General features: G+C 68.5%; 22 protein-coding genes. 9 read left to right on the plus strand and 13 right to left on the minus strand.

What is annotated here, in order from left to right:
• The first annotated feature begins 298 nt into the window (after positions 1-298).
• Both EDC25_RS11510 and EDC25_RS11515 read left to right on the plus strand, forming a co-directional pair.
• Positions 299-985 (plus strand): response regulator transcription factor, encoded by a 687-nt coding sequence (locus tag EDC25_RS11510; protein ID WP_123521232.1) that lies wholly within the window; start codon positions 299-301, stop codon positions 983-985.
• The gene (locus tag EDC25_RS11515) at positions 939-2,255 is read left to right on the plus strand and encodes a sensor histidine kinase (RefSeq protein ID WP_132577534.1); all 1,317 of its coding nucleotides are present in this window, start codon (positions 939-941) and stop codon (positions 2,253-2,255) included. The genes EDC25_RS11510 and EDC25_RS11515 overlap by 47 nt, the downstream gene beginning before the upstream one ends.
• Before the next feature lie 150 nt (positions 2,256-2,405).
• Here the strand turns inward: EDC25_RS11515 and EDC25_RS11520 are convergent, their stop codons facing one another.
• The 8 genes from EDC25_RS11520 to EDC25_RS11555 form a co-directional block, all read right to left on the minus strand.
• Complete coding sequence (locus tag EDC25_RS11520) at positions 2,406-3,320, minus strand: branched-chain amino acid transaminase (RefSeq protein WP_123521233.1); 915 nt, start codon at positions 3,318-3,320, stop codon at positions 2,406-2,408.
• Between the two features lie 71 nt (positions 3,321-3,391).
• Complete coding sequence (gene metF, locus EDC25_RS11525; protein WP_123521234.1) at positions 3,392-4,216, minus strand: methylenetetrahydrofolate reductase [NAD(P)H]; 825 nt, start codon at positions 4,214-4,216, stop codon at positions 3,392-3,394.
• Between the two features lie 82 nt (positions 4,217-4,298).
• Positions 4,299-4,640, minus strand: a complete 342-nt coding sequence (locus tag EDC25_RS11530) for a hypothetical protein (protein ID WP_123521235.1) — start codon at positions 4,638-4,640, stop codon at positions 4,299-4,301.
• The gene (locus tag EDC25_RS11535; RefSeq protein ID WP_123521236.1) at positions 4,637-5,101 is read right to left on the minus strand and encodes a hypothetical protein; all 465 of its coding nucleotides are present in this window, start codon (positions 5,099-5,101) and stop codon (positions 4,637-4,639) included. Before EDC25_RS11535 ends, EDC25_RS11530 begins: the two co-directional genes overlap by 4 nt.
• A gap of 11 nt (positions 5,102-5,112) precedes the next feature.
• Positions 5,113-5,409 carry a hypothetical protein gene (locus EDC25_RS11540; RefSeq protein ID WP_123521237.1) on the minus strand — a complete coding sequence of 99 codons (297 nt, stop codon included), beginning with the start codon at positions 5,407-5,409 and terminating at the stop codon, positions 5,113-5,115.
• A 189-nt stretch (positions 5,410-5,598) separates the two neighbouring features.
• Positions 5,599-5,760 carry an entericidin A/B family lipoprotein gene (locus EDC25_RS11545; protein ID WP_123521238.1) on the minus strand — a complete coding sequence of 54 codons (162 nt, stop codon included), beginning with the start codon at positions 5,758-5,760 and terminating at the stop codon, positions 5,599-5,601.
• 35 nt (positions 5,761-5,795) lie between these two features.
• The gene (locus tag EDC25_RS11550; protein ID WP_132577535.1) at positions 5,796-6,275 is read right to left on the minus strand and encodes an SPFH domain-containing protein; all 480 of its coding nucleotides are present in this window, start codon (positions 6,273-6,275) and stop codon (positions 5,796-5,798) included.
• Between the two features lie 41 nt (positions 6,276-6,316).
• On the minus strand, positions 6,317-6,481 hold the full coding sequence (locus EDC25_RS11555) for a DUF1328 domain-containing protein (protein WP_123521264.1): 165 nt from the start codon (positions 6,479-6,481) through the stop codon (positions 6,317-6,319).
• Between the two features lie 341 nt (positions 6,482-6,822).
• On the opposite strand from EDC25_RS11555, the gene EDC25_RS11560 reads away from it, so the two are divergent.
• From EDC25_RS11560 to yghX, 6 genes are all read left to right on the plus strand, one after another.
• Complete coding sequence (locus EDC25_RS11560) at positions 6,823-8,625, plus strand: sensor histidine kinase (RefSeq protein ID WP_164483944.1); 1,803 nt, start codon at positions 6,823-6,825, stop codon at positions 8,623-8,625.
• Positions 8,622-9,065, plus strand: coding sequence for a response regulator (locus EDC25_RS11565; protein WP_123521241.1), 444 nt, complete (start codon positions 8,622-8,624; stop codon positions 9,063-9,065). The genes EDC25_RS11560 and EDC25_RS11565 overlap by 4 nt, the downstream gene beginning before the upstream one ends.
• On the plus strand, positions 9,043-10,623 hold the full coding sequence (locus tag EDC25_RS11570; RefSeq protein ID WP_123521242.1) for a hybrid sensor histidine kinase/response regulator: 1,581 nt from the start codon (positions 9,043-9,045) through the stop codon (positions 10,621-10,623). Before EDC25_RS11565 ends, EDC25_RS11570 begins: the two co-directional genes overlap by 23 nt.
• Before the next feature lie 21 nt (positions 10,624-10,644).
• Positions 10,645-12,015: a sigma-54-dependent transcriptional regulator gene (locus tag EDC25_RS11575; protein ID WP_123521243.1), complete on the plus strand. Its 1,371-nt coding sequence runs from the start codon at positions 10,645-10,647 to the stop codon at positions 12,013-12,015.
• An 81-nt stretch (positions 12,016-12,096) separates the two neighbouring features.
• The gene (locus EDC25_RS11580; RefSeq protein ID WP_123521265.1) at positions 12,097-12,654 is read left to right on the plus strand and encodes a DUF3228 family protein; all 558 of its coding nucleotides are present in this window, start codon (positions 12,097-12,099) and stop codon (positions 12,652-12,654) included.
• Positions 12,655-12,748: 94 nt separating this feature from the next.
• Positions 12,749-13,636, plus strand: coding sequence for a YghX family hydrolase (gene yghX / locus EDC25_RS11585; RefSeq protein ID WP_132577536.1), 888 nt, complete (start codon positions 12,749-12,751; stop codon positions 13,634-13,636).
• A gap of 39 nt (positions 13,637-13,675) precedes the next feature.
• Here yghX and EDC25_RS11590 read toward each other — a convergent pair whose 3' ends face one another.
• The 4 genes from EDC25_RS11590 to upp form a co-directional block, all read right to left on the minus strand.
• Positions 13,676-14,710 carry a DUF1176 domain-containing protein gene (locus tag EDC25_RS11590; RefSeq protein WP_123521244.1) on the minus strand — a complete coding sequence of 345 codons (1,035 nt, stop codon included), beginning with the start codon at positions 14,708-14,710 and terminating at the stop codon, positions 13,676-13,678.
• A 96-nt stretch (positions 14,711-14,806) separates the two neighbouring features.
• Positions 14,807-16,096, minus strand: a complete 1,290-nt coding sequence (locus EDC25_RS11595; RefSeq protein ID WP_123521245.1) for a TIGR03862 family flavoprotein — start codon at positions 16,094-16,096, stop codon at positions 14,807-14,809.
• A complete protein-coding gene (locus EDC25_RS11600; RefSeq protein ID WP_123521246.1) occupies positions 16,093-16,953 on the minus strand; it encodes an EamA family transporter in 861 nt (286 codons plus the stop codon). The genes EDC25_RS11595 and EDC25_RS11600 overlap by 4 nt, the downstream gene beginning before the upstream one ends.
• A 56-nt stretch (positions 16,954-17,009) precedes the next feature.
• The gene (gene upp, locus EDC25_RS11605) at positions 17,010-17,642 is read right to left on the minus strand and encodes a uracil phosphoribosyltransferase (protein WP_123521247.1); all 633 of its coding nucleotides are present in this window, start codon (positions 17,640-17,642) and stop codon (positions 17,010-17,012) included.
• A gap of 125 nt (positions 17,643-17,767) precedes the next feature.
• Between upp and htpG the strand changes: the two genes are divergently transcribed.
• Positions 17,768-19,660 (plus strand): molecular chaperone HtpG, encoded by a 1,893-nt coding sequence (gene htpG, locus EDC25_RS11610; RefSeq protein ID WP_123521248.1) that lies wholly within the window; start codon positions 17,768-17,770, stop codon positions 19,658-19,660.
• Between the two features lie 104 nt (positions 19,661-19,764).
• Here the strand turns inward: htpG and EDC25_RS11615 are convergent, their stop codons facing one another.
• Positions 19,765-20,466, minus strand: coding sequence for an outer membrane protein (locus EDC25_RS11615; protein WP_123521249.1), 702 nt, complete (start codon positions 20,464-20,466; stop codon positions 19,765-19,767).
• Positions 20,467-20,590: the final 124 nt, after the last annotated feature.

Raw genomic sequence — 20,590 nt, forward strand, 5'->3', positions numbered from 1 at the left:
AACAAGACCTTAAGACGGCTTCCTGTAGGATGGCCCGCATCGTACATCTGCGGACACTCCAACGTCAGGGACGAAGGGCAGGTTACGGTAATCGGGGCAGCAGCATTGAACCCGGAGCCGCCAGCGGTTCCGGGTTTTTTGTACCCCCGTGCAAGGCGGTGCCGGCGGCGGGCCCGATCGGCACCGGAGCGATACCGGGCGCAGGGAAATGCTTCTCCCTTGCGCCGATGAACCGGAGCAGCACCGTCCGCCGCGCCGCGGCTTGCACCGGCCTTTCCCTGCCGATAGCGTTCCGGGCATGCGCATACTCGTCATCGAAGACAATCGCGACATCGCCGCCAACATCGGCGACTTCCTGGAAGACCAGGGCAACGAAGTCGACTTCGCCGCCGATGGCATCAGCGGCCTGCACCTGGCGGTGAGCCAGGACTTCGACATCATCATCCTCGACCTGAACCTGCCGGGCCTCGATGGCCTGGAGGTGTGCAGGCGGCTGCGCCAGGACGCGCAGAAGAACACCCCGGTGCTGATGCTGACCGCGCGCGATGCCCTCGACCAGAAGCTGGCCGGTTTCGAATCCGGCGCCGACGATTACCTGGTCAAGCCGTTCGCACTGCAGGAACTGGGTGCGCGCCTGGCCGCCCTCGGTCGCCGCCAGCGAAAGCCGGAGTCGCGCGTCCTCAACGTCGCCGACCTGGAATACGACCTCGACACGCTGATCGTGCGCCGCGCCGGGCAGACGCTGACCGTCAATCCGACGGCGCTGAAGATCCTGCAGGTGCTGATGGAAGCCTCGCCGGCCGTCGTCACCCGCGGCGAAATCGAGACGCGCGTCTGGGGCGAGGAACTGCCCGACAGCGATTCGTTGCGCGTGCACATCCACAGCCTGCGCCAGGCCATCGACAAGCCGTTCGAAAAAGCCCTCATCCACACACGACATGGCATCGGCTACCGGATCGCGGACACGGAAGCGGTTCAGGCATAGGCTCCGCAGCCGGATCGTCATCGCCTTCGTCGTCTTCGGCACCCTGCTGACGACGGCGTTCGCGCTGGCCACGCTGTACCTGCGTGACCGGCTTGAAAGCGAACTGATCAACGAAAGCCTGCAGAGCGAAGTCGACAGCTTCGTCGCCTTCAAGCGCGCGCATCCCGAACCCGGCGCCAACTACGAGTTCGACCGCTTCGTTGCCGGCATCTATGCCCGCCACCGCTTCGCGAACATCCCGCTGGAATGGCAGCACTTGGGCAGCGGCATCCACGACCTCGACGAGCGCCATGCCGACGGCAGCGTCCGCCACTACAAGCTGGCGGTGCGCGATGACGGCGACATCCGCGGATTCCTGCGCTACGACGTCACCCAGGAGGAACTGGGCAAGCAACAGATGATCGGCGCCCTCGCCGGTGCACTGGTGCTGTTCACCGGTGCGGCGCTGCTGATCGGACTGTGGCTGTCCGGCCGCGTGATGAAACCGGTGACGGAGCTGGCGCGCCGCGTCGACGAATTCGCCGGCCGCACCGATCCGCCGAAACTGGCGACGCATTTCCCGGACGACGAGGTCGGCCAGCTGGCCGCCACGCTCGACGACTACGCGGCGCGGCTGACCGAACTGGTGCGGCGCGACCGCGAGTTCAACGCCGATGTCAGCCACGAACTGCGCACGCCCCTAGCGGTGATCAAGGGCGCCGCCGAACTGATCCTCGCCGGCGACCTGACGCCGAAGATGCGCGAGCGCGTGCAGCGCATCGAGCGTGCGTCCCGGCAGTGCACCGACCTGATCAGCGCCCTGCTCATGCTGTCACGCAACGAGCGCAACATTGGCGCCGGCGAACGTACCGACATCGCCAGGCTGTGCGCGCAGCTGATCGAGGACAACCAGCCGACCATCGCCGGCAAGTCGATCCAGATCGTGCTCGAGGCGGATGCGCAGCCGCAGGTGCTGGCGCCGGAATCGGTGTTTGCCGTCGCGCTTGGCAACCTGATCAGCAATGCCTGCAAGTACACGCGCGAAGGGCACGTACGCGTGCGCGTGCTCGAGGATCGCGTCGAGGTGCATGACACCGGGCCCGGCCTCAGCGCCGAGGACGCCAAGCACGCCTTCGACCGCGGCTATCGCGGCAGCGCCGCCACCGGCACGGGTGGCGGCATCGGCCTGGCGATCGTCGGTCGGCTGAGCCAGCTCTACGGCTGGCGTGTCAGCCTGGAGCCGCTGGATCCGCATGGCGCCAAGGCGACCCTGGTGTTCGGGCGGCCCTGAGGACCCAACTGTCGACGGCCTGTGCCGTGCAGGCAATCGAGCATAGAAGGGCCGCCGGTGCCAGCAGCGGCGACCCTGTCAGCCGTTCGCCGCTGCGTGGCGCGGGCGCCAAGCCGGCGTCGGGCGGGCGCCCGCGACTGGCCGGGCGGCTCAGCGGTATTCGAGCCAGCCGGCAGGATCCGGCGTGCTGCCGTCGAACAGTCCGAAGAACAGTTGCTGGATGCGCGCCGTCAATGGCCCGGGCCTGCCGCTGCCGACCGCGCGACCGTCGACGCTGCGGATCGGCGTGATCTCCGCAGCCGTACCGCACATGAAGATCTCGTCGGCCAGGTAAAGGTATTCGCGCGGCAGGTCGCGTTCGACGACGGCAATGCCGTTCGCCCGCGCCAGCGAGATGATGCTGTCACGGGTGATGCCGTTGAGCAGCGCCGCCGACACCGGCGTGGTGTGCAGCACGCCGTCGAATACGAGGAACAGGTTTTCGCCGGCGCCTTCGGACAGCAGGCCGGTGGAGGCCAGCGCGATGCCCTCGCCGAAGCCGAGGCGACGCGCCTCGCGTGCGATCAGCTGGCCGGAGAGGTAGTTGCCGCCTGCCTTTGCCCCGGTGGGAATCGTGTTCGGCGCCATGCGCTGCCAGCTCGACACGCAGGCGTCGATGCCCTGTTCCAGCACGCCGGGGCCGAGATAGGGACCCATGTTCCAGGCGGCGACCGCGACTTCGATCGGCGTCTGCGCGCTCAGGCCGAAGCCGCCGAGTCCACGCCAGGCGACCGGGCGCAGGTAGCCGCCGCGCAGTCCGTTGGCTTCCAGCACCTCGAAGCAGGCGCGGCGCAGGATGTCGGGTTCGACATCGATCTGCATCTCGTAGATCTTCGCCGAGGCGTACAGGCGGCGCAGGTGGTCGGTCAGGCGGAAAATGCAGACGCCGGACGGCGTCTCGTAGCTGCGGATGCCTTCGAACACCGACGAGCCGTAGTGCACCACATGCGACATCACGTGGATGTTCGCGTCCTGCCACGGCACGATGCCGCCGTTGAACCAGATCTTTTCCGGATAGCTGCCCATGCCCTGCCTTCCAGCGATGTCGAAGCGGCCATTATGGCCGCCCGCGCGGGACGGCCACCACCGTTCACCGACTACAGGCGCTCGACTACCGCCAGCGTCGGCTTCGCCAGGTTGAGCGTGTAGAAATGCAGGCCCGGCGCGCCGCCTTCGAGCAGGCGACGGCACAGGGCGGCGACCACATCGGCCCCCAGCTCGCGGACGGCGGCGACGTCATCGCCCAGTGCCGTCATCCGCTTGGCCAGCCAGCGCGGGATTTCCGCGCCGCACAGGTCGGAGAACCGGCGCAGCTGGGTGAAATTCGCGATCGGCATGATGCCGGGCACGATCGGGATGTCGATGTCCATGCGGCGCGCTTCGTCGACGAAGCGGAAATAGGCGTCGGCGTTGTAGAAGTACTGCGTGATGGCGCCGTTGGCGCCGGCCTCGACCTTGATCTTCAGGGCGCGAAGGTCGGCGTGGGCGTCTTCAGCCTGTGGATGCACTTCCGGGTAGCAGCCGACTTCGATATGGAACCAGTCACCATGCTCGGCGCGGATGAACCCGACCAGGTCGGAGGCGTAGCGGAAATCGCCACTATGGCCCATGCCCGAAGGCAGGTCACCACGCAGTGCGACGACGCGGCGGCAACCCATGTCGCGATAGCGCGCGACCAGTTCCGACAGCTCGGCGCGCGTGCCGCCGACGCATGAGACGTGCGGCGCGGCATCCAGTGAGTGCCGCTGGCGCAGGCCGGACACGGTTTCCGGCGTGTAGCTCAGCGTCGAGCCGCCGGCACCGAAGGTGACGCTGACGTAGTCGGGTTGGAGCGTGGCCAGGCGGCCGACGGTCTTGTCGAGCTGGGCGCGCTGCTCGTCGTTTTTCGGTGGATAGAATTCCAGCGAGATGGAAGGGTGCATGCGGGGACAGTCCTTTATCGCTGTATCGCGATACAAGGACAAATCCTAGCATGCTGGCCGGCGATTGGCAGGCCCCGGCCGGTCAGCGTCCGGGGCGCGCCTTCGCCGCAGCGGTGATTCCGCGCAGTTTGCGCTTCCAGTGCCGCTTCTGCCGCGTCAATGCCAGCAGCAGCCAGCGACCGACCGGAAGTTTCGCTGCATGCCGGCCGACGACGAACAGGCCGGCGACCGGCATCGACCAGGTTTTCGCAGGCAACCGGGCCAGCAGAGCGCCGACCGTGAGGCCCGCCCCGACCACCAGCTTCGGCGGCAGCGAATGCGCCGCCGCCTGCAGCGCAGCCGCCGATTCCCGCGCCTGTGCCAGGTGGTGATGGACGGCGCGTTCGCGCGCTTCCAGCTGGGCGAGTCGACCCTTGAGTTTCATGCCTTGTCCTTCGCGAACATCGCCATGAATGCCGCACGCGTCTTCGGGAAGCCCAGTGATCGCGACCAGCGACTGATCAACAGGCCAAGGATCACCAGTACCACGACATGGGCGAGGAAGACGAGCGCAAGCGCCGCCGCTACCGGAAGCCCGGCGGCGATCAGCGCCGCGCCCAGCGCCACCGCCGCGGAGATCCATGTGAAGAACACAGCCAGCACGCCAATGGCGGCGGCGATGCCGATGCGCACCACGTAGGCGCGGGCGACGCCCGCCTCGGCCTGGGCGAGGCGCAACCAGGCCAGCAGCGCGCGCGTACCGTGCGCCACGGTCTGCGCGGCGGCCTCGGCGACGACCTTGCCCCGCTCCAGCGCCTCGGAGGCGGGCGATGGACCGGACGAAGGCGCAGCGCCGCCCGGTGGCGGCGCCTGTGCATCCTCCGGCAGCGGATGTTCCGGCGTCACGCCGGGTGCTCTCAGCGACGCAGCAGTCGCGACAGCACGGCACCGGCGGCAAGCGCGATGCCAAACGCCGCCATCGGATTGCGACGGATCGCGTCACCGGCCTGGTCCCACAGGTCACGCGCGCCCCGGGCGGCGGCGGTACCGGCTTCGGACAGGTGCGCGGTCGCTTCGGAGGTGGCGTCGCGAAGGCTGGCGGCAGCCTGGCGCAGGCCGTCGGTGGCGGTCGCGGCGGCGTCCTTCAGATCGTCGACGGCTTCGTCGGCGGCGGAACGGGCGGTGTTGCGGACATTACTGGTGGTGGCGTTCATCAGTGGCTCCTCGATTCATAAAAGGAATCCGCGCATCCACTATGCAGGAAGGCGGAAGCGGCTGTCATCCGGCGCGCATGGGCCGTGCCGACGAGCCGGTGGGGTTTGCATCAGGGGTGTCGACCGCAGAGACATGCGCGGCGCGGCGTCCACTGTGGACGACCGCGCCGCGCGGCATGGCCGGGGCCATCAATCGTGATCTTCGACCTTTTCCTGGATCTTCTCGCCGGCGCGTTCGATGTCCTGGCCTGCGCCATGCATCGTGTTGCAACCGGTGAGCTGCGGCAGCACGAACGCCAGGGCGACGGCGGCCAGGATGTAGCGCACGACAGTGTTTTCATTGCGGATCATGGTGGTTCTCCTTGGATGTCGGGCTTGTGTCGGGATCAGCGGTTGCGGTCGGCCAGGCGCTCGGCGCGCTGCTGGGCATCGGCCAGTTCGGCCTTGGCGGCACTTACGGCGGCGTCGCGGGCGGCATCGGCGCTGGCTTCGCAGGCGTCGTGGGCATCACCGGAGAGCACCTCGCAGCGCTCCATCGCCACCTTGTGGGTCGCATCGGCTTCGGCGACCTTGCGATCGTGCGTGGCGTCGGCGGTTTCGCGCATGGCATCGGCCTCGGCTTCGGCGAGGTTGCCGTTGACGTCGCGGGCGTTCTCGTTCGCCCGGGCACGCGCCTCGGCAAGGTCCTCGGCGGCTTCGCGCTGCTTGCGCGCGGCGTCTTCGCGGGCGTCCTGGACTTCACGTGCCGCTTCCTGCCGCGCTTCGGCGACATCGCGGGCGTTCTTCTCCGGGCTGTCGGGGCCGCAGGCGGCCAGCGAGAAGGCGGCCGCGGTCATCAGGGTGATTCGGATCAGGGGGGTCGTCATGTCGTCTCTCCGTCAGGTTGTGTCAGTCAGGCGCGACTTACTTACCGTCGACGCAGGCCGCCGAAGACCAGCGACAGGATGAACAGGGCAAGGAAGACGAAGAACAGGATCTTCGCGATACCGGTGGCGGCACCGGCGATTCCACCGAAACCGAGGGCCGCGGCGATGAGGGCAATCACAAAAAATACGATGGCGTAGTACAGCATGGACATTCTCCTTGTTCGCCGAGATCGGCGTGGCAGCGGTAGTGCATCCGTCGTGCCAATCTGGAAATCGTGATGAATTCAAGGGATTCCGATTCATCGACCACGAAGTCCGTGCAGCAGCCCGTGCATCGTGCATGGCGAATTGCAAGGCGCATTGCAATGCGCAATGCATGGGTCGCACGCGCATCCGTGAGCCGAGGCGCCCACGGCGGTTCAGCGGCTGCATTTCACGGGCGAGCGCAGGCCTGGGGCACTCTGTCTCCCGATGCGGGCCAGCACCGGGGATGTGGCACAGGCTATGCTTCCCCTGTAACGGAACCCCGCCTGAACCGATCGATCCGATGCCGCCCATCATCCACGCCCGCGACACGCTCCGCCTCGCCTTGCAGCTTGTCGCCATCGCGCTGGTCGTCGGCGTTCCCTGGCTGCAGTACATGCGCATGCTCGATGCGATGACGCAGAGCCAGGAGTCGGTTTCCCATGCCGCCGACATGATTTCGACGATCAGCACGATCAACCGGAACCTCAGCGACATCGACTCGTCGGTCGTCTGGCTGGCGCTGTTTCCAGGACGACCCGGCCTGATCGAACAGATCGAACCGGCGCGTGAGAGCATCCGCGCCGGTATCGCCGAGCTGGCACGCCTGACCGACGACGAGCCGGCACAGGGTGCGCGTGCCGCGTCCTACGCGGCGCTGATCGATGCCAGGCAGTCTGAGCTGGACCATGCCGTGCAGCTGATCGAGCGCCGGGAAATCTCCGTTGCCCGTGAACTGCTGAGCAACCGCGAGACGACGCGCCAGCTGCGCGGCATCAGCGCCGAACTGCGCGACTTCGAACTGCAGGCGCTGGGCGAGGGCCGCAGCGAGGCGCACTCTTCGCGCAAGCACTACATCGTCATCGGCACCGCGTTCGCCACCGGCCAGCTGGTGCTGCTGGCGATGATCGTCGGCCTGTCCGAACGCCAGTACCGCCGCCGCCTGCAGCTGGAAACCCGCTCCGCCTACGAACGCGAGCAGGCCAACCTGATCCTGCGCACGATCCGCAAGCCGATCGCCATGCTCGACCAGAACCTGCGCGTCGAGATGCGCAACCCGGCCTTCCAGAAGCTGTATGCCAGCGACCAGCCGGACATCACCGGCGCGCCGATCGAAACCATTGGCAATGGCGCCTGGAGCAATGCCGCGGTGCTGCAGATCCTGCGTGACGTGATCGCGCTCGACAAGGAGCTGTGGGACTACGAACTGCAGCAGGACATTCCCGGCATCGGGCCGCGCATCATCACCCTCAACGCGCGACGCATGCCCGGCTCCAATGGCCAGGCCGACCACGTGATCATCGGCCTCAACGACATCACCGTCGCGCGCACCGCGGAAGGACAGATCCGCGAGCTCAACGACATCCTCAACCAGCGCGTCACCGAGGTTTCCGAAGCCAACCGCGAGCTGGAAGCCTTCAGCTACACCGTGTCGCACGACCTGCGCGCGCCGCTTCGGCACATCGTCGCCTACGCGCTCAAGCTGGAGCGCGAACTCGGCGACACGATGAGCTCAAGGTCGCGCGAACATCTCGATGTCATCGCCGAATCGGCGCGCCGCATGGACCGCCTGATCGACGCCATGCTGCAGCACTCGCGGCTCGGCCGCGGCGACCTGCACCGGGCGGCGGTGGACATGGACCGCCTCGTCGACGAGGTTCGCAGCATGATCGACGCCGACACGGAAGGCACGCCGGTGGAGTGGCAGATCGACCGCCTGCCGGTGGTGCACGGCGACGCATCGACGTTGCGCCTGCTCTGGCAGAATCTGCTTGGCAACGCTGCCAAGTACAGCGCGCACAGCGAGCCGCCGCGCATCGAGGTGAGCTGCCGCCACGACATCGAGCGACACGAGTATGTTTTCCGCGTGGCCGACAATGGCGTCGGCTTCGAAATGGCGTACGCCGACAAGCTGTTTGGCATGTTCCAGCGCCTGCACTCGGAAAAGGAATTCCCCGGCCATGGCATCGGCCTGGCCAACGTGCGGCGCGTTGTCGCGCGACATGGCGGACGGATCTGGGCGACCTCAACGCCCGGCGAAGGCGCCGTTTTCCATTTCACATTGCCGGATCGGGTCATCGGGAGCCCGGAAGGAGAGCCCTCATGAACCCCTGGTTGCACACTGTCCTGCTCGCGGAGGACGCGGATCTGGATGCCGAACTGACCATGGATGCGCTGGCGGAAATCGGACTGGCCCAGCACGTCGTGCATGTCGGCGACGGTGCCGAGGCGCTGGACTGGTTGTACCGGCGCGGTCGTTACAGCGACCGGCCCGCGGGCCTGCCCGCCGTCGCGCTGCTGGACCTGAAGATGCCCCGGCTCGACGGCCTGCAGACGCTGGAAGCGATCCGCTCCGATCCGGCGTTGCGGCACCTGCCGGTGGTGATCTTTTCTTCTTCGCGCGAACAGCGCGACATCGAACGTGGCTGGGCGCTGGGCGTGAACGCCTACGTCGTCAAGCCGGTGGACGTTGACGAGTTCTCGGCGACGATCCAGTCGCTGGGACATTTCTGGACCGAGCTCAATGAGCGCGCCTACGATTGCTGACGACGCCACGACGGCGTCCGCGAAATCCCGCGAACGCCTGGAGCTGCGCATCCTGGTGGTCGAGGACGACCCGCTGGACGCGCGCCTTGCCCTGGATGCCCTCGAAGAGGACGGCATCCGCGGCGAGCGCCGCGTGGTCGACGACCGCGCCGGCTTTCTTGCGGCGCTGTCGGAAATGAAGCCGGACATCGTGCTCTCCGATGTCAGCCTGCCGGGCTTTTCCGGACACGAGGCGCTGCGCCTCCTGCGCGAACGCGACCGCCACCTGCCCTTCGTGTTCCTCTCCGGCACGATCGGCGAGGACACCGCGATCGAGGCGCTGCGCGCCGGTGCCACCGACTACATCCTGAAGTCGCGCAACGCGCGCCTGGCCGTGGCGGTGCGGCGCGCCATCGCCGAAGCCGAGGAGCGCCGCGCGCGTGACACCGCCGAAGCCGAGTTGGTCCGCAGCCAGCGTTTCCAGACCCTGGCGATCCTGGCCGGCAGCCTCAGCCACGACCTGCGCAACACGCTGCAGCCGGTGCTGATGGCGACGGCGATGATCGAACACCGCGACCCTGACCCCGAGGTGTCCGAGCACTGCACGACCATCCGCGACTGCCTGCAGCAGAGCCTCGCGCTGGTCCAGGCGATGATGGACCTGGCCAGCGGCGCCAGCTCGGATTCGCGCGCAGGCCGCGTGCGCATCGGCGCCCTGCTCGACGCGGCGATGCTGCTGGCGCGCCCGGCCCTGCGCGGCGATGTCACGCTGGACGTCGCCCATGTCGATTCGGCACTGGAAATTCCCGGTGACGCGATGGAGCTGCAGCAATGCGTGCTCAACCTCGTGCTCAACGCGATCCAGGCGATCGATGGCGGTGGCACGGTCAGCGTCGATGCCGAACGGGTGATCCTGCCGGCCGGTTTCCTGCGCGACGGCGAACAGGGCGTCGGTGACGAGTACGTCCGCATCTGCATCCGCGACACCGGACGCGGCATGGATCCGGACACGCTGGCTCGCCTGTTCACGCCGTTCTTCACCACCCGCGACGGCGGCACCGGACTGGGGCTGGTGTCCTGCAAGCGTTTCGTCGAACGCCACCACGGCCTGATCCGCGTCGACAGCGAGCGCGGCAGCGGATCCAGATTCGACATCTACCTGCCCATGCAGGCGCCGGAACCTGCCGCCGAGGATGACCCTGCCCAGGCCGGCAGCGGCGACGCGCCCGGCCGGCTGGAACGCATCGCCGTCGTTTCCGCACACGATGCCGACGGACGCCAGCTGACCGACATCCTGGACCTGTTCGGCTACCAGCCGGTGCCGTTCCACCATCTGGGCGAGATCGACGGCGTCGCCGCCGGACTGGACCTGGTGCTGGCCGCGCACGACCAGCTCGACGACGGCAACGGCCTGGCGCGTCTGCGCAGCGCCGGCTACGACGGACCGGTCGTCGCGTTCGGCGCTCGCGATGACGCCCCGGTCGCCGGCGTCGCCGGGCACCTGGCCGCTCCGTTCACCGCGCCCGCCGTGCTGCGCGCGCTGTCCGATGCCCTGCCATCAACCGAAACCCCAACCTGAAACCACCCCTGACCAGCCACCATGACGACGCCACCCAGCCATCGCCTGCGTATCCTGGTCGTCGACGATGACCGGCACATCCTGCGCTCCTTCCGGCTCTGCCTGGAGGATGCCGGCCATCTCGTGTCCACGGCCTCCGACATCGCCGGTGCCGAACGTCGGCTCGCCGAAGCGGTCTTCGACCTGTGCTTCCTCGACCTGCGCCTGGGCGAGGAATCCACGCTCGAATGGTTGCCGCGCGCCAAGCAGCTCGCGCCCTGGCTGCGCGTGGTCATGGTCACCGGTGAATCTTCGGTGCCGCTGGCCGTGCAGGCGATCCAGCTCGGCGCCGCCGACTTCCTGGTCAAGCCCTGCCCGGCGGAAGTGCTGCTGGGCACGGCCGCGCGCCATGCCGAGGCCAGCGTGCTGCGCCGCCGCCTCGATGCCCTCGAGGCCGGCAAGAAGGATGAAGAGGATCCCAGCGGCCTGGCCAGCGCCTCGCCGGCGATGCGCCGCGTGCTCGAGCTGGCGCACCAGGTCGCCGACACCGATGCCTCCGTGCTGATCCTCGGCGAAAGCGGCACCGGCAAGGGCGTGATGGCCAAAGCCATCCATGACTGGAGCCATCGCGCCAGCCAGTCCTTCGTCACGATCAACTGCCCGGGCCTGTCCAGCGAACTGATCGCCAGCGAGCTGTTCGGCCATGTCCGCGGCGCTTTCACCGGCGCCACGGAAAGCAAGCTCGGTCGCGTCGACCAGGCCGATGGCGGCACCCTGTTCATGGACGAAATCGGCGACTTCCCGATGGCGATGCAGCCGAAGCTGCTGCGCTTCATCCAGGACCGCGAATACGAGCGCGTCGGCGATCCGGTGACGCGCAAGGCCGACGTGCGCATCGTCGCCGCCACCAACCGCGACCTGCCGGCGATGGTGGCCGAGGGCAATTTCCGCGAAGACCTGCTCTACCGCCTCAACGTCATCACCCTGGAACTGCCGCCGCTGCGCGAGCATGCCGAGGACATCATCGACCTCGCGCAGCGCTTCCTGCAGCGCTACGCCGACGCCTACCGGCGGCCGGCCCGCGGCTTCTCGCCGGCGGCGCAGGAGCGCCTGCTGCACTACGAATGGCCGGGCAACATCCGCGAGCTGAAGAACGTGGTCGAACGCGCGGCGATCCTGGCGCGCGGAGAGCAGGTCGGCCCCGACGACCTCGGCCTGGGCGTCGTCGTCGCCAGCAATGGCGATGGACGCGGGCATGGCCTGCGCGCCGGCGATCCGGTCACCTGCGACGACCTGGAACGCGCGCACATCGAAGCGGTGCTGGCGCAGTCGGACTCGCTGGACGCCGCCGCGCGCACGCTCGGCATCGACAGCTCGACGCTGTACCGCAAGCGCAAGCGCTACGGCCTCTGATCCCGTCGCATGGCCGGCGGCTGTCGCCGTCGGCCGATTTCGGCGACCATGCCGGACATCGTTGCCTGCAAGCCCTCGCCCATGTCGATCGTACTGACGCCCTTCGCGCGTGCGCGCCTGTTCCCGCAGGTGCCACGCGGCAACACCATCCAGGACTGCACGCCGGACGCCTTCGAGCAGCGCCTCAACGACGATCCGCCGCTGAAGGTCCTGCCGGGCTACGCGCCCTTCTGCCGCCTGCACGTGCATCGCAACTGGACCTCCACGCGCTGCATGGCCATCGCCATCACCGACGAAAACCGCCACCGCCTGCGTTCCGGCTACGAGGCGCGCACGCCGGCCGAGCTGCCGGTGCTGGTGCGCTGGTTCGAAGGCATCGACGCGCCGGTCGCGGATTACCTGGTCGTGATCCTCTACGATCGCGCGCAACTGGCGAAGGAAGGCGAGGCCATCGACGCCGACTGGGGCGTGGTCGGCTGCCTGTACACGATGGCGCCGGAAGAAATCCCGATGGCGCCGATCACCATGATGCGCAATGCGCTGGGCGTCGAGGAAGGCGGATCCGGCGTGCCGCTGGACCGCGAGGCCTACCGGCGCAGCGTCGAGTTCTGGGAGCGGCACGCCAACTGGCGGCCCTAGCCGCATCGCTGGCGTCGGGCCGGTTCCTGCGGCGCGAGGCGGCCGGTTGTATGGTTGCCGCAGGCAGCATCGCCGAAGCGAACGGGAGAACGCCATGAGCCGGATGACCGCGAAGGATTTCCAGCCCGAGCTGTTGGAGCTGTACGACTTCTACGTGCATGGCCGCATCAGCCGGCGCCAGTTCCTCGACCGCGCCGCCCGCTATGCCGTCGGCGGATTGACCACCGCCGCACTGCTGGCCTCGCTGGGCCCGGACTACGCGCTCGCGCAGCAGGTGCAGTTCACCGATCCGGACATCCGCGGCGAGTACATCCGCTATCCGTCGCCGCAGGGCCATGGCGAAGTGCGCGGTTACCTGGTGCGGCCCACCGCGGCCAGCGCGCCGGTGCCTTCGGTGCTGGTGGTGCACGAGAACCGCGGCCTGAACCCCTACATCGAGGATGTCGCGCGCCGGGTCGCCAAGGCCGGCTTTATCGCGCTGGCACCCGACGGCCTGAGCAGCGTCGGCGGCTATCCCGGCAACGACGACCAGGGCCGCACGCTGCAGCAGCAGGTCGATCCTGGGAAGCTGATGAACGACTTTTTCGCCGGCATCGAATTCCTGCTGGGCCACGCCGACAGCACCGGCAAGGTCGGCATCACCGGTTTCTGCTATGGCGGCGGCGTCGCGAATGCGGCGGCGGTGGCCTATCCGGAACTCGCCGCCGCGGTCCCGTTCTACGGGCGCCAGGCCTCACCCGCCGACGTGGTGAAGATCAGGGCGCCGCTGCTGTTCCATTTCGCCGAGACCGATCCGAACGTCAACGCGACCTGGCCGGACTACGAGGCGGCGCTGAAGGAGCACGGCAAGACCTACGAGGCGCACGTCTATCCGGGCACCCATCATGGCTTCCACAACGACTCCACGCCACGCTACGACGAAGCCGCCGCGAAGCTGGCCTGGCAGCGCACGCTGGACTGGTTCCGCCGCCACCTGGCCTGAGGCCGACGCCGGCGATTGGACGCACGCCTGCGTGCCCACTCAGTGGACGATTTCGCTCACGTAGGTCGGCAGGTCCCAGGCGCCACCCGGCACCCCGCGGCACAGGCCGGTACCGCCCGCACCGGCAAGCACGAATTCGCGACCGTTCCAGGCCCAGCTGCGCGACGACCAGCAGTCGCCCAGGCCGCGTCCCTTGTGCAGCGCCTGGATCATGCCGTCCTCGAACGAACTGGCCGAGGTGGTCACGATCCGCGGCGCGTAGGGCGCCTGATCGTTGATGACCCAGAACCCCTCGCCGACGTTGTAGGCGGCCATCCAGCAGGTCGTGGTGACCAGCAGCGAGGAGGCATCCAGTCGCGTGACGACCAGGCGTTCCTGCGCACCGCCCTCGCCGATATGCGCGCAGTCCTCGTCATCGACGGTCCTGCGCAGTTCCGCGAGCAGCGCCGGATCGCGCGCGATCGCCGCGTCGCCGTCACGGTCGGGCACCAGCCCAGGAACGCGGATGACCGGCGCCGGCACGGGCGCAGGCACGCCGGCCTCGTCGCCATCGCCACGTCGCACCAGCGCCGATGGCGTACCCAGCCGGCCCTGGACCTCGTCCATCTTCAGGAACACCGCCGACGCGCCGCGATCGGACAGTGACCAGCTGCCCTGCTCGCCGGCGTCGACGCGGATGCCGCCATCGCGACGCAAGGCGGCGACCAGTGCGGTCACCTGCGCCGGCGACAGTGCCGCGACATCGCTGGCCTCATCGAAACGCAGCGTGCCGTGCGACCTGTCGCCGATGCGCAGCGTCGCCGAGGACACGCCGGGGCTGCCGTCCGGAGCACCCAGCTGCAGCTGCCCGCTGAGCCCTTCGCGAGCGCCGGCCCGGCGCGTCAGCAACAGCGACACCACGCGCTCGTCGTCCTCGCGCTGGTAGCCGGCGGCACGGCAGGTGAGCGTGTTGTCGCAGGCGATTTCCCAGTCGTGGTGACTGAACCGGACGCCCTCGCTGGCGCTGGCGGGGGCCGCGAACGTCGGCACGCTGGCAGCGATGGCGAAGGTGATGAAGCGGTGGGCGATGGGCATGGCGGCATGCAAGTCGATGGAGCTGCGCAGTGTAGCGATACCGCCGCGTGCGCAGTCGGAACCCGACGGAGATGCGATGCGCCGCCGCTCGTGGTGTCAGTCGAGCTCGCCGCGGCGGTGCGAAGAGTCCGCCAGCCAGGCCAGCACGCCGCGCGCGGCGACCAGGCCGCTGGCGAAGCATGCGGTCAGCAGGTAGCCGCCGGTGGGCGCTTCCCAGTCGAGCATCTCGCCGGCGGCGAATACCCCCGGACGTGCGCGCAACATCAGGCCGTCATCGAATGCATGGCGTGGAATGCCACCGGCACTGCTGATCGCCTCCGCGAGCGGACGCGCCCGCAGCAGGCGCAGCGGCAGGCGCTTGATCGCCGCCGCGAGGCGCCCCGTGTCGGCCATGTCGTTCCTCGACAACCGTTCGTACAGCAGCGCCACCTTCACGCCCTGCAGGCCCAGCTCGCGGCGCAGGTGTTCGCTGAGGCTGTGCTTGCGGCGCGGCTTTTCCAGTGCCGCGCGCACGGCATCGACGTCGCGCGAAGGCGCCAGGTCCAGTTCGAGGTCGGCATGGCCTTCACGCTCGATGCGGTCACGCAGCAAGGCCGACAGCGCATACACGAGGCTGCCTTCCAGCCCGGTCGCGGTCGCCACGCATTCGCCCTGCAGCGAGCGCGCCGCGCCGGCCTCGTCGTGCCAGTGCGCGACCACCGGTTTGAGCGGCGCACCCGCATGCCGCGTCGCGAAGTGTCCGCTCCAGTCGAGGTCGAAACCGCAGTTGGATGGACGCAGCGGCGCCACCGGCACGCCGGCGCTGGCCAGCAGGGACTGCCAGGCGCCATCGGAACCCAGCTCGGGCCAGCTGCCACCACCCAGGGCGAGGACGACGGCATCGGTTTCCACGGTCACTTCGCCGTCCGGCGTTTCAAAGCGCAACGCGCGCGCACCGCTCCAGCCCAGCCAACGATGCTGGACATGGAAGCGCACGCCCGCCTCGCGCAGGCGGCGCACCCAGCCGCGCAGCAGCGGCGCCGCCTTGCGGTCCATGGGGAAGACGCGTCCGGACGTGCCGACGTAGGTCTCGACGCCCTGCGCGCGCGCCCAGTCGCGCAGGGCGTCGGCATCGAAGGCGCGCAGCCAGCCTTCGACCCAGTCCGCGGCTTCGCCGTAGCGGCCGACGAAGGCGTCGAAGGCTTCGGAATGCGTGAGGTTGAGTCCGCCCTTGCCGGCGATCAGGAACTTGCGGCCGACCGAACCTTTCGCTTCGTAGAGATCGACGGCAACGCCGGCCTTGCACAGGGTTTCCGCCGCGAACAGTCCCGCCGGCCCGCCGCCGATCACCGCGACGCGCGCAGGCGACGACGATCCGACGCCATCCCCGGCACCGCCCGCGGTCATGTCGACGGCGCCAGCGCGATCAGCGCGATGGCGACCACCGCCAGCGCGATGCCGACGCGGTTCCAGACGCCGGTGCGTTCGCCGAAGGCGAACACGCCGACAAGCGTCCCCAGGACGACGACGCCGATGTTCATGGTCGCGAACACCACCGCCGGACTGTCCGGGAGGCTGCGATGCGCCAGCACATAGCAGACGATGTTGCCGAAGTTGAGGCTGCCCAGGACCATGCCGCCACCGACGCCGCGCAGCGAGAAGCCGTCCTGGCTGCGCGCATGGCGGAGGCCCTGCACCGCCAGCATGCCCATGAACGCGAGCACGAAGGCGACCTGCAGCGAAGCGGCGAACGGCGTGCCGGCCTGGGCGATCAGCTTGAGCATGACGTCCACCACCGCATAGCCGACCCAGACGGCGAGCAGCGCCCAGCCGGCGCCACGCTGGCGTTCCTCGCCGCCGGGCCGCGCCAGGATCGCGACCACGGCGACCAGCCCCAGTCCAAGTCCGATCAGCTTCTGCGCGCCGGTGCGTTCGCCGAAGTACAGGAAGGCCGCCGCCAGCGACAGCAGCAGCGACAGCCGCTGCGCGACATCGGTGCGGACGATGCCGGCGCGCTGGACGGCGATCGCCAGCACCATGAACAGCGTCGGCAGGATGAAGGCCAGGCCGAGCAGGCCCAGCCAGGGCGCGTCGCCCCCGCGCAGCGAAGCCAGCGACGGCGACAGCAGCCACCAGCACAGCAGGCTGGCGACCAGATAGTTCCAGGTCACCGCCTGGCCGGTGTCGATGCCCAGGCGCGGAAAAAGTTTCAGCAGGACGGAAACCAGGACGCTGAAGGCGACGGCCGCAAGAAGGTAGTTCATGGCGTCATTGTCGCAGGACGGCCGTGGTCAGCGCGGGCGCTTCCGGTCGGTGCTGCTCAGTCGACCCGCGTGCCGAACAGGCGGTCACCGGCGTCGCCGAGTCCGGGCAGGATGTAGCCTTTGTCGTTGAGCCGTTCGTCGATCGCCGCGGTATAGACCTCGATGTCGGGGTGCGCCGCCGCGACCGCCTGCAGGCCTTCTGGCGCGGCGACGAGGAAGATGCCCTTGATCCGCCGCGCACCGGCACGCTTGAGCATGTCGATGGTGGCGACCAGCGTGCCGCCCGTGGCGAGCATGGGATCGAGGATCAGCGCATCGCGCTCGGTCAGGCGGCCGGTCAGGCGCTCGAAATACGGCACCGGCAGCAGTGTTTCCTCGTCGCGCTGCAGGCCGACCACGCTGACGCGCGCAGCCGGGATCAGCGCCAGCACGCCGGGCAGCATGCCCAGGCCGGCGCGCAGGATCGGCACCAGCGTGATCTTGGCGCCGGCGATGCGCCGCACCTCGACCGGGCCGGCCCAGCCGTCCATGGTGCAGCTTTCCGTCTCCAGGTCCGCCGTCGCCTCGTAGGCCAGCAGCGTCCCCAGCTCGGTCACCAGCTCGCGGAATCCCTTGCTGCTCAGGGCAGCGTCGCGGAGCAGGCCGATCTTGTGCTGGACGAGCGGGTGGCGGACTTCGACGGTCTTCATGCGGGCAGGCCTCCTGGATGCAGGCATTATGCCGCGAGGGCCCGGACCGGCCTGCCGGTGCGCTTGAAAACCGCGCCCAGCGCTCGCATATCGGCCGCCTGCACGGCCACAGCCACGGAGCTTGCATGAACACCCCGACCGAAACCCGCCGCTTTGAAGCCGAGGTCGCCCAGGTCCTGCACCTGGTCACCCATTCGCTGTATTCGCACAAGGAAATCTTCCTGCGCGAACTGGTCTCGAACGCGTCCGACGCCTGCGACAAGCTGCGCTTCGAATCCATCACCCGGCCCGAGCTGCTGGCCGGACAGCCCGAGCTGCGCATCGACGTCAACTGGGACAAGGAGGCGCGCACGCTGACCATTGCCGACACCGGCATCGGCATGAGCCGCGACGAGGTGATCGCCAACATCGGCAGCATCGCCAGCTCCGGGACGCGGCGCTTCCTGGAAGCGCTGGGCAACGAGCAGAAGGCGGACGCCCGGCTGATCGGCCAGTTCGGCGTCGGGTTCTATTCCGCCTTCGTGGTCGCCGACCGCGTCACCGTCCTTACCCGTCGCGCCGACGCGCCGGCATCCGAAGGCGTGCGCTGGGAAAGCGACGGCCGCGGCGAATACACGCTGGAATCGGTCGAGCTGCCCGACCGCGGCACGACGGTGATCCTGCACCTGAAGGATGACGAGGACAGCTTCCTGGAGGGCTGGACGCTGCGCGGCCTGATCCGCAAGTATTCCGACCATGTCGCCTTCCCGATCCGCATGCCGGCGGCCAAGGCTTCGGGCGACGAGGGCGACGAGGGCGAAGCCGGCGCCGCGGACTGGGAAACCGTCAACGACGCCTCGGCGCTGTGGACCCGGCCGAAATCGGAGGTCAAGGACGAGGACTACATCGCCTTCTACCGGTCGCTGGGCCACGATTTCAACGATCCGGCGGCCTGGACGCACAACCGCGTCGAGGGCAACCAGAGCTTCACCACCCTGCTCTACCTGCCGTCGCAGGCACCGTTCGACCTGCTCATGGGTGGCCGCGACGAACGCAAGGGACTGAAGCTGTACATCAAGCGCGTCTTCATCATGGACGCGGCAGAGGAACTGCTGCCGAACTACCTGCGCTTCGTGCGCGGCGTCATTGACGCCGACGACCTGCCGCTGAACGTCAGCCGCGAGATCCTGCAGCAGAACCGCCAGCTCGAGCGCATCCGCGGCGCCTGCGTGAAGCGCGTGCTCGACCTGATCGAGAAGCTGTCGCGCGACGAGCCGGAGAAGTTCGAAGCGTTCTACAAGGCCTTCGGCAACACGCTGAAGGAAGGCATCGTCGAGGATCCGGCCAATCGCGAGCGCATCGCGAAGCTGCTGCGCTTCGCCTCGACGCGCGGCGACAGCGACGCACAGGATGTCTCGCTCGATGACTACATCGCGCGCATGGCCGGGGACCAGGACACGATCTGGACGATCACCGCCGACGGATACCGCGCCGCCGCCGGCAGCCCGCAGCTGGAAGCCTTCCGCGCCCGCGGCATCGAAGTGCTGCTGATGTTCGACCGCATCGACGAATGGATGCTGGGCCACCTGCGCGAATACGCCGGCAAACCGGTGCGCAACGTCGCCAAGGGCGAATTGCCGCTGGACGAAGCCGGCAAGACGAAGCAGGAAGAAGCCGCCAGGGCCGCCGCGCCCCTCGTGGAACGCCTGAAGTCGCTGCTGGGCGATCGCGTCGCCGACGTACGCGTGTCGTCGCGCCTGACGGATTCGCCGTCCTGCCTGGCGCTGTCCGACCACGAGCTGGCACCGCACCTGGCGCGACTGCTGCGTGAGGCCGGACAGAACGTACCGGACAGCCGGCCGACGCTGGAAATCAATCCGGATCATGCGCTCGTGCAGCGCATCGGCAGCGAAGGCGACGAGGCACGCGCCGCCGACCTGGCGGCGATTCTGCTGGAGCAGGCCGAGATCGCGGCCGGCGCACCGCTGGAGGATCCCGCAGCCTTCGTGAAGCGCCTCAACCGCCTGCTGGCCGGCTGAGCGGGGCGGAAAACCGATGCGGGCGGCTGCATCCGGCCGCATCGGTCCACACCGGCGGCCGCGGGCTGATGCCCGCGACGCGCCGATCTACACCGCGACGCCGATCAGAACGTCACTTCGCCGGTCAGGCTGACCAGCGCCGTCGAGCGCTTGGGCCCGTCGAACTCGATGCCGGTCGCCGGATCACGCAGCTCGCCGGAGCGGGCGCGGAAGTAGTCGTAATGGACGCCGATGCTGAAACGATCGGTGGCATTCCAGCCGGTGCCGAGGCCGCCGTACCAGCTGTTGCGTCCGTCGCGACCGCCACTTTCAAGGCCCAGCGACTGGCCGACGCTGTTGTAGTAGTCGGCATTGTTGTCGGAAGCGCGGAAGTAGCCGCCACGCATGCCGATGTACCACGCCGGCATGACATGGAAGCGCGCGTTGGCACCGACGTGCCAGCCACGCAGTGCGTTCTCGCTTTCGCGCTCGTTCACCGGTTCGGCGTCGAAGGCGTTGCTGATGGTGATGTTGCCCAGGTCGGTGTAACCGCCTTCGATGCCCAGGCCCCAGGAAGGACCGACCTTCCAGCGGTAACCCGTTGCCAGGCCATAACCCGTGCGGCGTCCGTTGGCGCTGTGGAAGAGGTTGAAGTCGCCGGATCCGAAGGTGTCGGCAGTGCCGCCATCGGTACGACCGGCGTTTCCGGAAAGGAACCAGTGGCCGTCGCCGCTGCGCAGGTCGGGCCGGTAGTTGTCGACCGATTGCGCGAACGCGGCGGGCGCGGCGATGGCTGCCAGCAATGCCGGAAGGATGAGTTTTTTCATGGGAGGTTGCTCCTGTCGTCACGATCCAGAGGCGCGTGCACGGCACGCGCTGTTTGTTGTTCGCCATCGGATACGAGGCGGTGACAGTGCAACGCACCGCGCCTGAAGCAGGCGCAACGAAATG

Source organism: Pseudofulvimonas gallinarii (assembly GCF_004343305.1).
Classification (GTDB): domain Bacteria; phylum Pseudomonadota; class Gammaproteobacteria; order Xanthomonadales; family UBA2363; genus Pseudofulvimonas; species Pseudofulvimonas gallinarii.

Excerpts from the sequence above, each read along its gene's own strand:
- EDC25_RS11600 (WP_123521246.1), bottom strand. The coding sequence starts at position 16,953 with ATGAACTACCTTCTTGCGGCCGTCGCCTTCAGCGTCCTGGTTTCCGTC.
- EDC25_RS11565 (WP_123521241.1), top strand. The coding sequence starts at position 8,622 with ATGAACCCCTGGTTGCACACTGTCCTGCTCGCGGAGGACGCGGATCTG.
- EDC25_RS11555 (WP_123521264.1), bottom strand. The coding sequence starts at position 6,481 with ATGCTGTACTACGCCATCGTATTTTTTGTGATTGCCCTCATCGCCGCG.
- EDC25_RS11580 (WP_123521265.1), top strand. The coding sequence starts at position 12,097 with ATGTCGATCGTACTGACGCCCTTCGCGCGTGCGCGCCTGTTCCCGCAG.
- EDC25_RS11520 (WP_123521233.1), bottom strand. The coding sequence starts at position 3,320 with ATGGGCAGCTATCCGGAAAAGATCTGGTTCAACGGCGGCATCGTGCCG.
- EDC25_RS11615 (WP_123521249.1), bottom strand. The coding sequence starts at position 20,466 with ATGAAAAAACTCATCCTTCCGGCATTGCTGGCAGCCATCGCCGCGCCC.
- EDC25_RS11545 (WP_123521238.1), bottom strand. The coding sequence starts at position 5,760 with ATGATCCGCAATGAAAACACTGTCGTGCGCTACATCCTGGCCGCCGTC.
- EDC25_RS11530 (WP_123521235.1), bottom strand. The coding sequence starts at position 4,640 with ATGAAACTCAAGGGTCGACTCGCCCAGCTGGAAGCGCGCGAACGCGCC.
- metF (WP_123521234.1), bottom strand. The coding sequence starts at position 4,216 with ATGCACCCTTCCATCTCGCTGGAATTCTATCCACCGAAAAACGACGAG.
- EDC25_RS11595 (WP_123521245.1), bottom strand. The coding sequence starts at position 16,096 with ATGACCGCGGGCGGTGCCGGGGATGGCGTCGGATCGTCGTCGCCTGCG.
- EDC25_RS11590 (WP_123521244.1), bottom strand. The coding sequence starts at position 14,710 with ATGCCCATCGCCCACCGCTTCATCACCTTCGCCATCGCTGCCAGCGTG.
- EDC25_RS11570 (WP_123521242.1), top strand. The coding sequence starts at position 9,043 with ATGAGCGCGCCTACGATTGCTGACGACGCCACGACGGCGTCCGCGAAA.
- EDC25_RS11560 (WP_164483944.1), top strand. The coding sequence starts at position 6,823 with ATGCCGCCCATCATCCACGCCCGCGACACGCTCCGCCTCGCCTTGCAG.
- EDC25_RS11575 (WP_123521243.1), top strand. The coding sequence starts at position 10,645 with ATGACGACGCCACCCAGCCATCGCCTGCGTATCCTGGTCGTCGACGAT.
- yghX (WP_132577536.1), top strand. The coding sequence starts at position 12,749 with ATGAGCCGGATGACCGCGAAGGATTTCCAGCCCGAGCTGTTGGAGCTG.
- EDC25_RS11540 (WP_123521237.1), bottom strand. The coding sequence starts at position 5,409 with ATGAACGCCACCACCAGTAATGTCCGCAACACCGCCCGTTCCGCCGCC.
- upp (WP_123521247.1), bottom strand. The coding sequence starts at position 17,642 with ATGAAGACCGTCGAAGTCCGCCACCCGCTCGTCCAGCACAAGATCGGC.
- htpG (WP_123521248.1), top strand. The coding sequence starts at position 17,768 with ATGAACACCCCGACCGAAACCCGCCGCTTTGAAGCCGAGGTCGCCCAG.
- EDC25_RS11550 (WP_132577535.1), bottom strand. The coding sequence starts at position 6,275 with ATGACGACCCCCCTGATCCGAATCACCCTGATGACCGCGGCCGCCTTC.
- EDC25_RS11515 (WP_132577534.1), top strand. The coding sequence starts at position 939 with ATGGCATCGGCTACCGGATCGCGGACACGGAAGCGGTTCAGGCATAGG.
- EDC25_RS11510 (WP_123521232.1), top strand. The coding sequence starts at position 299 with ATGCGCATACTCGTCATCGAAGACAATCGCGACATCGCCGCCAACATC.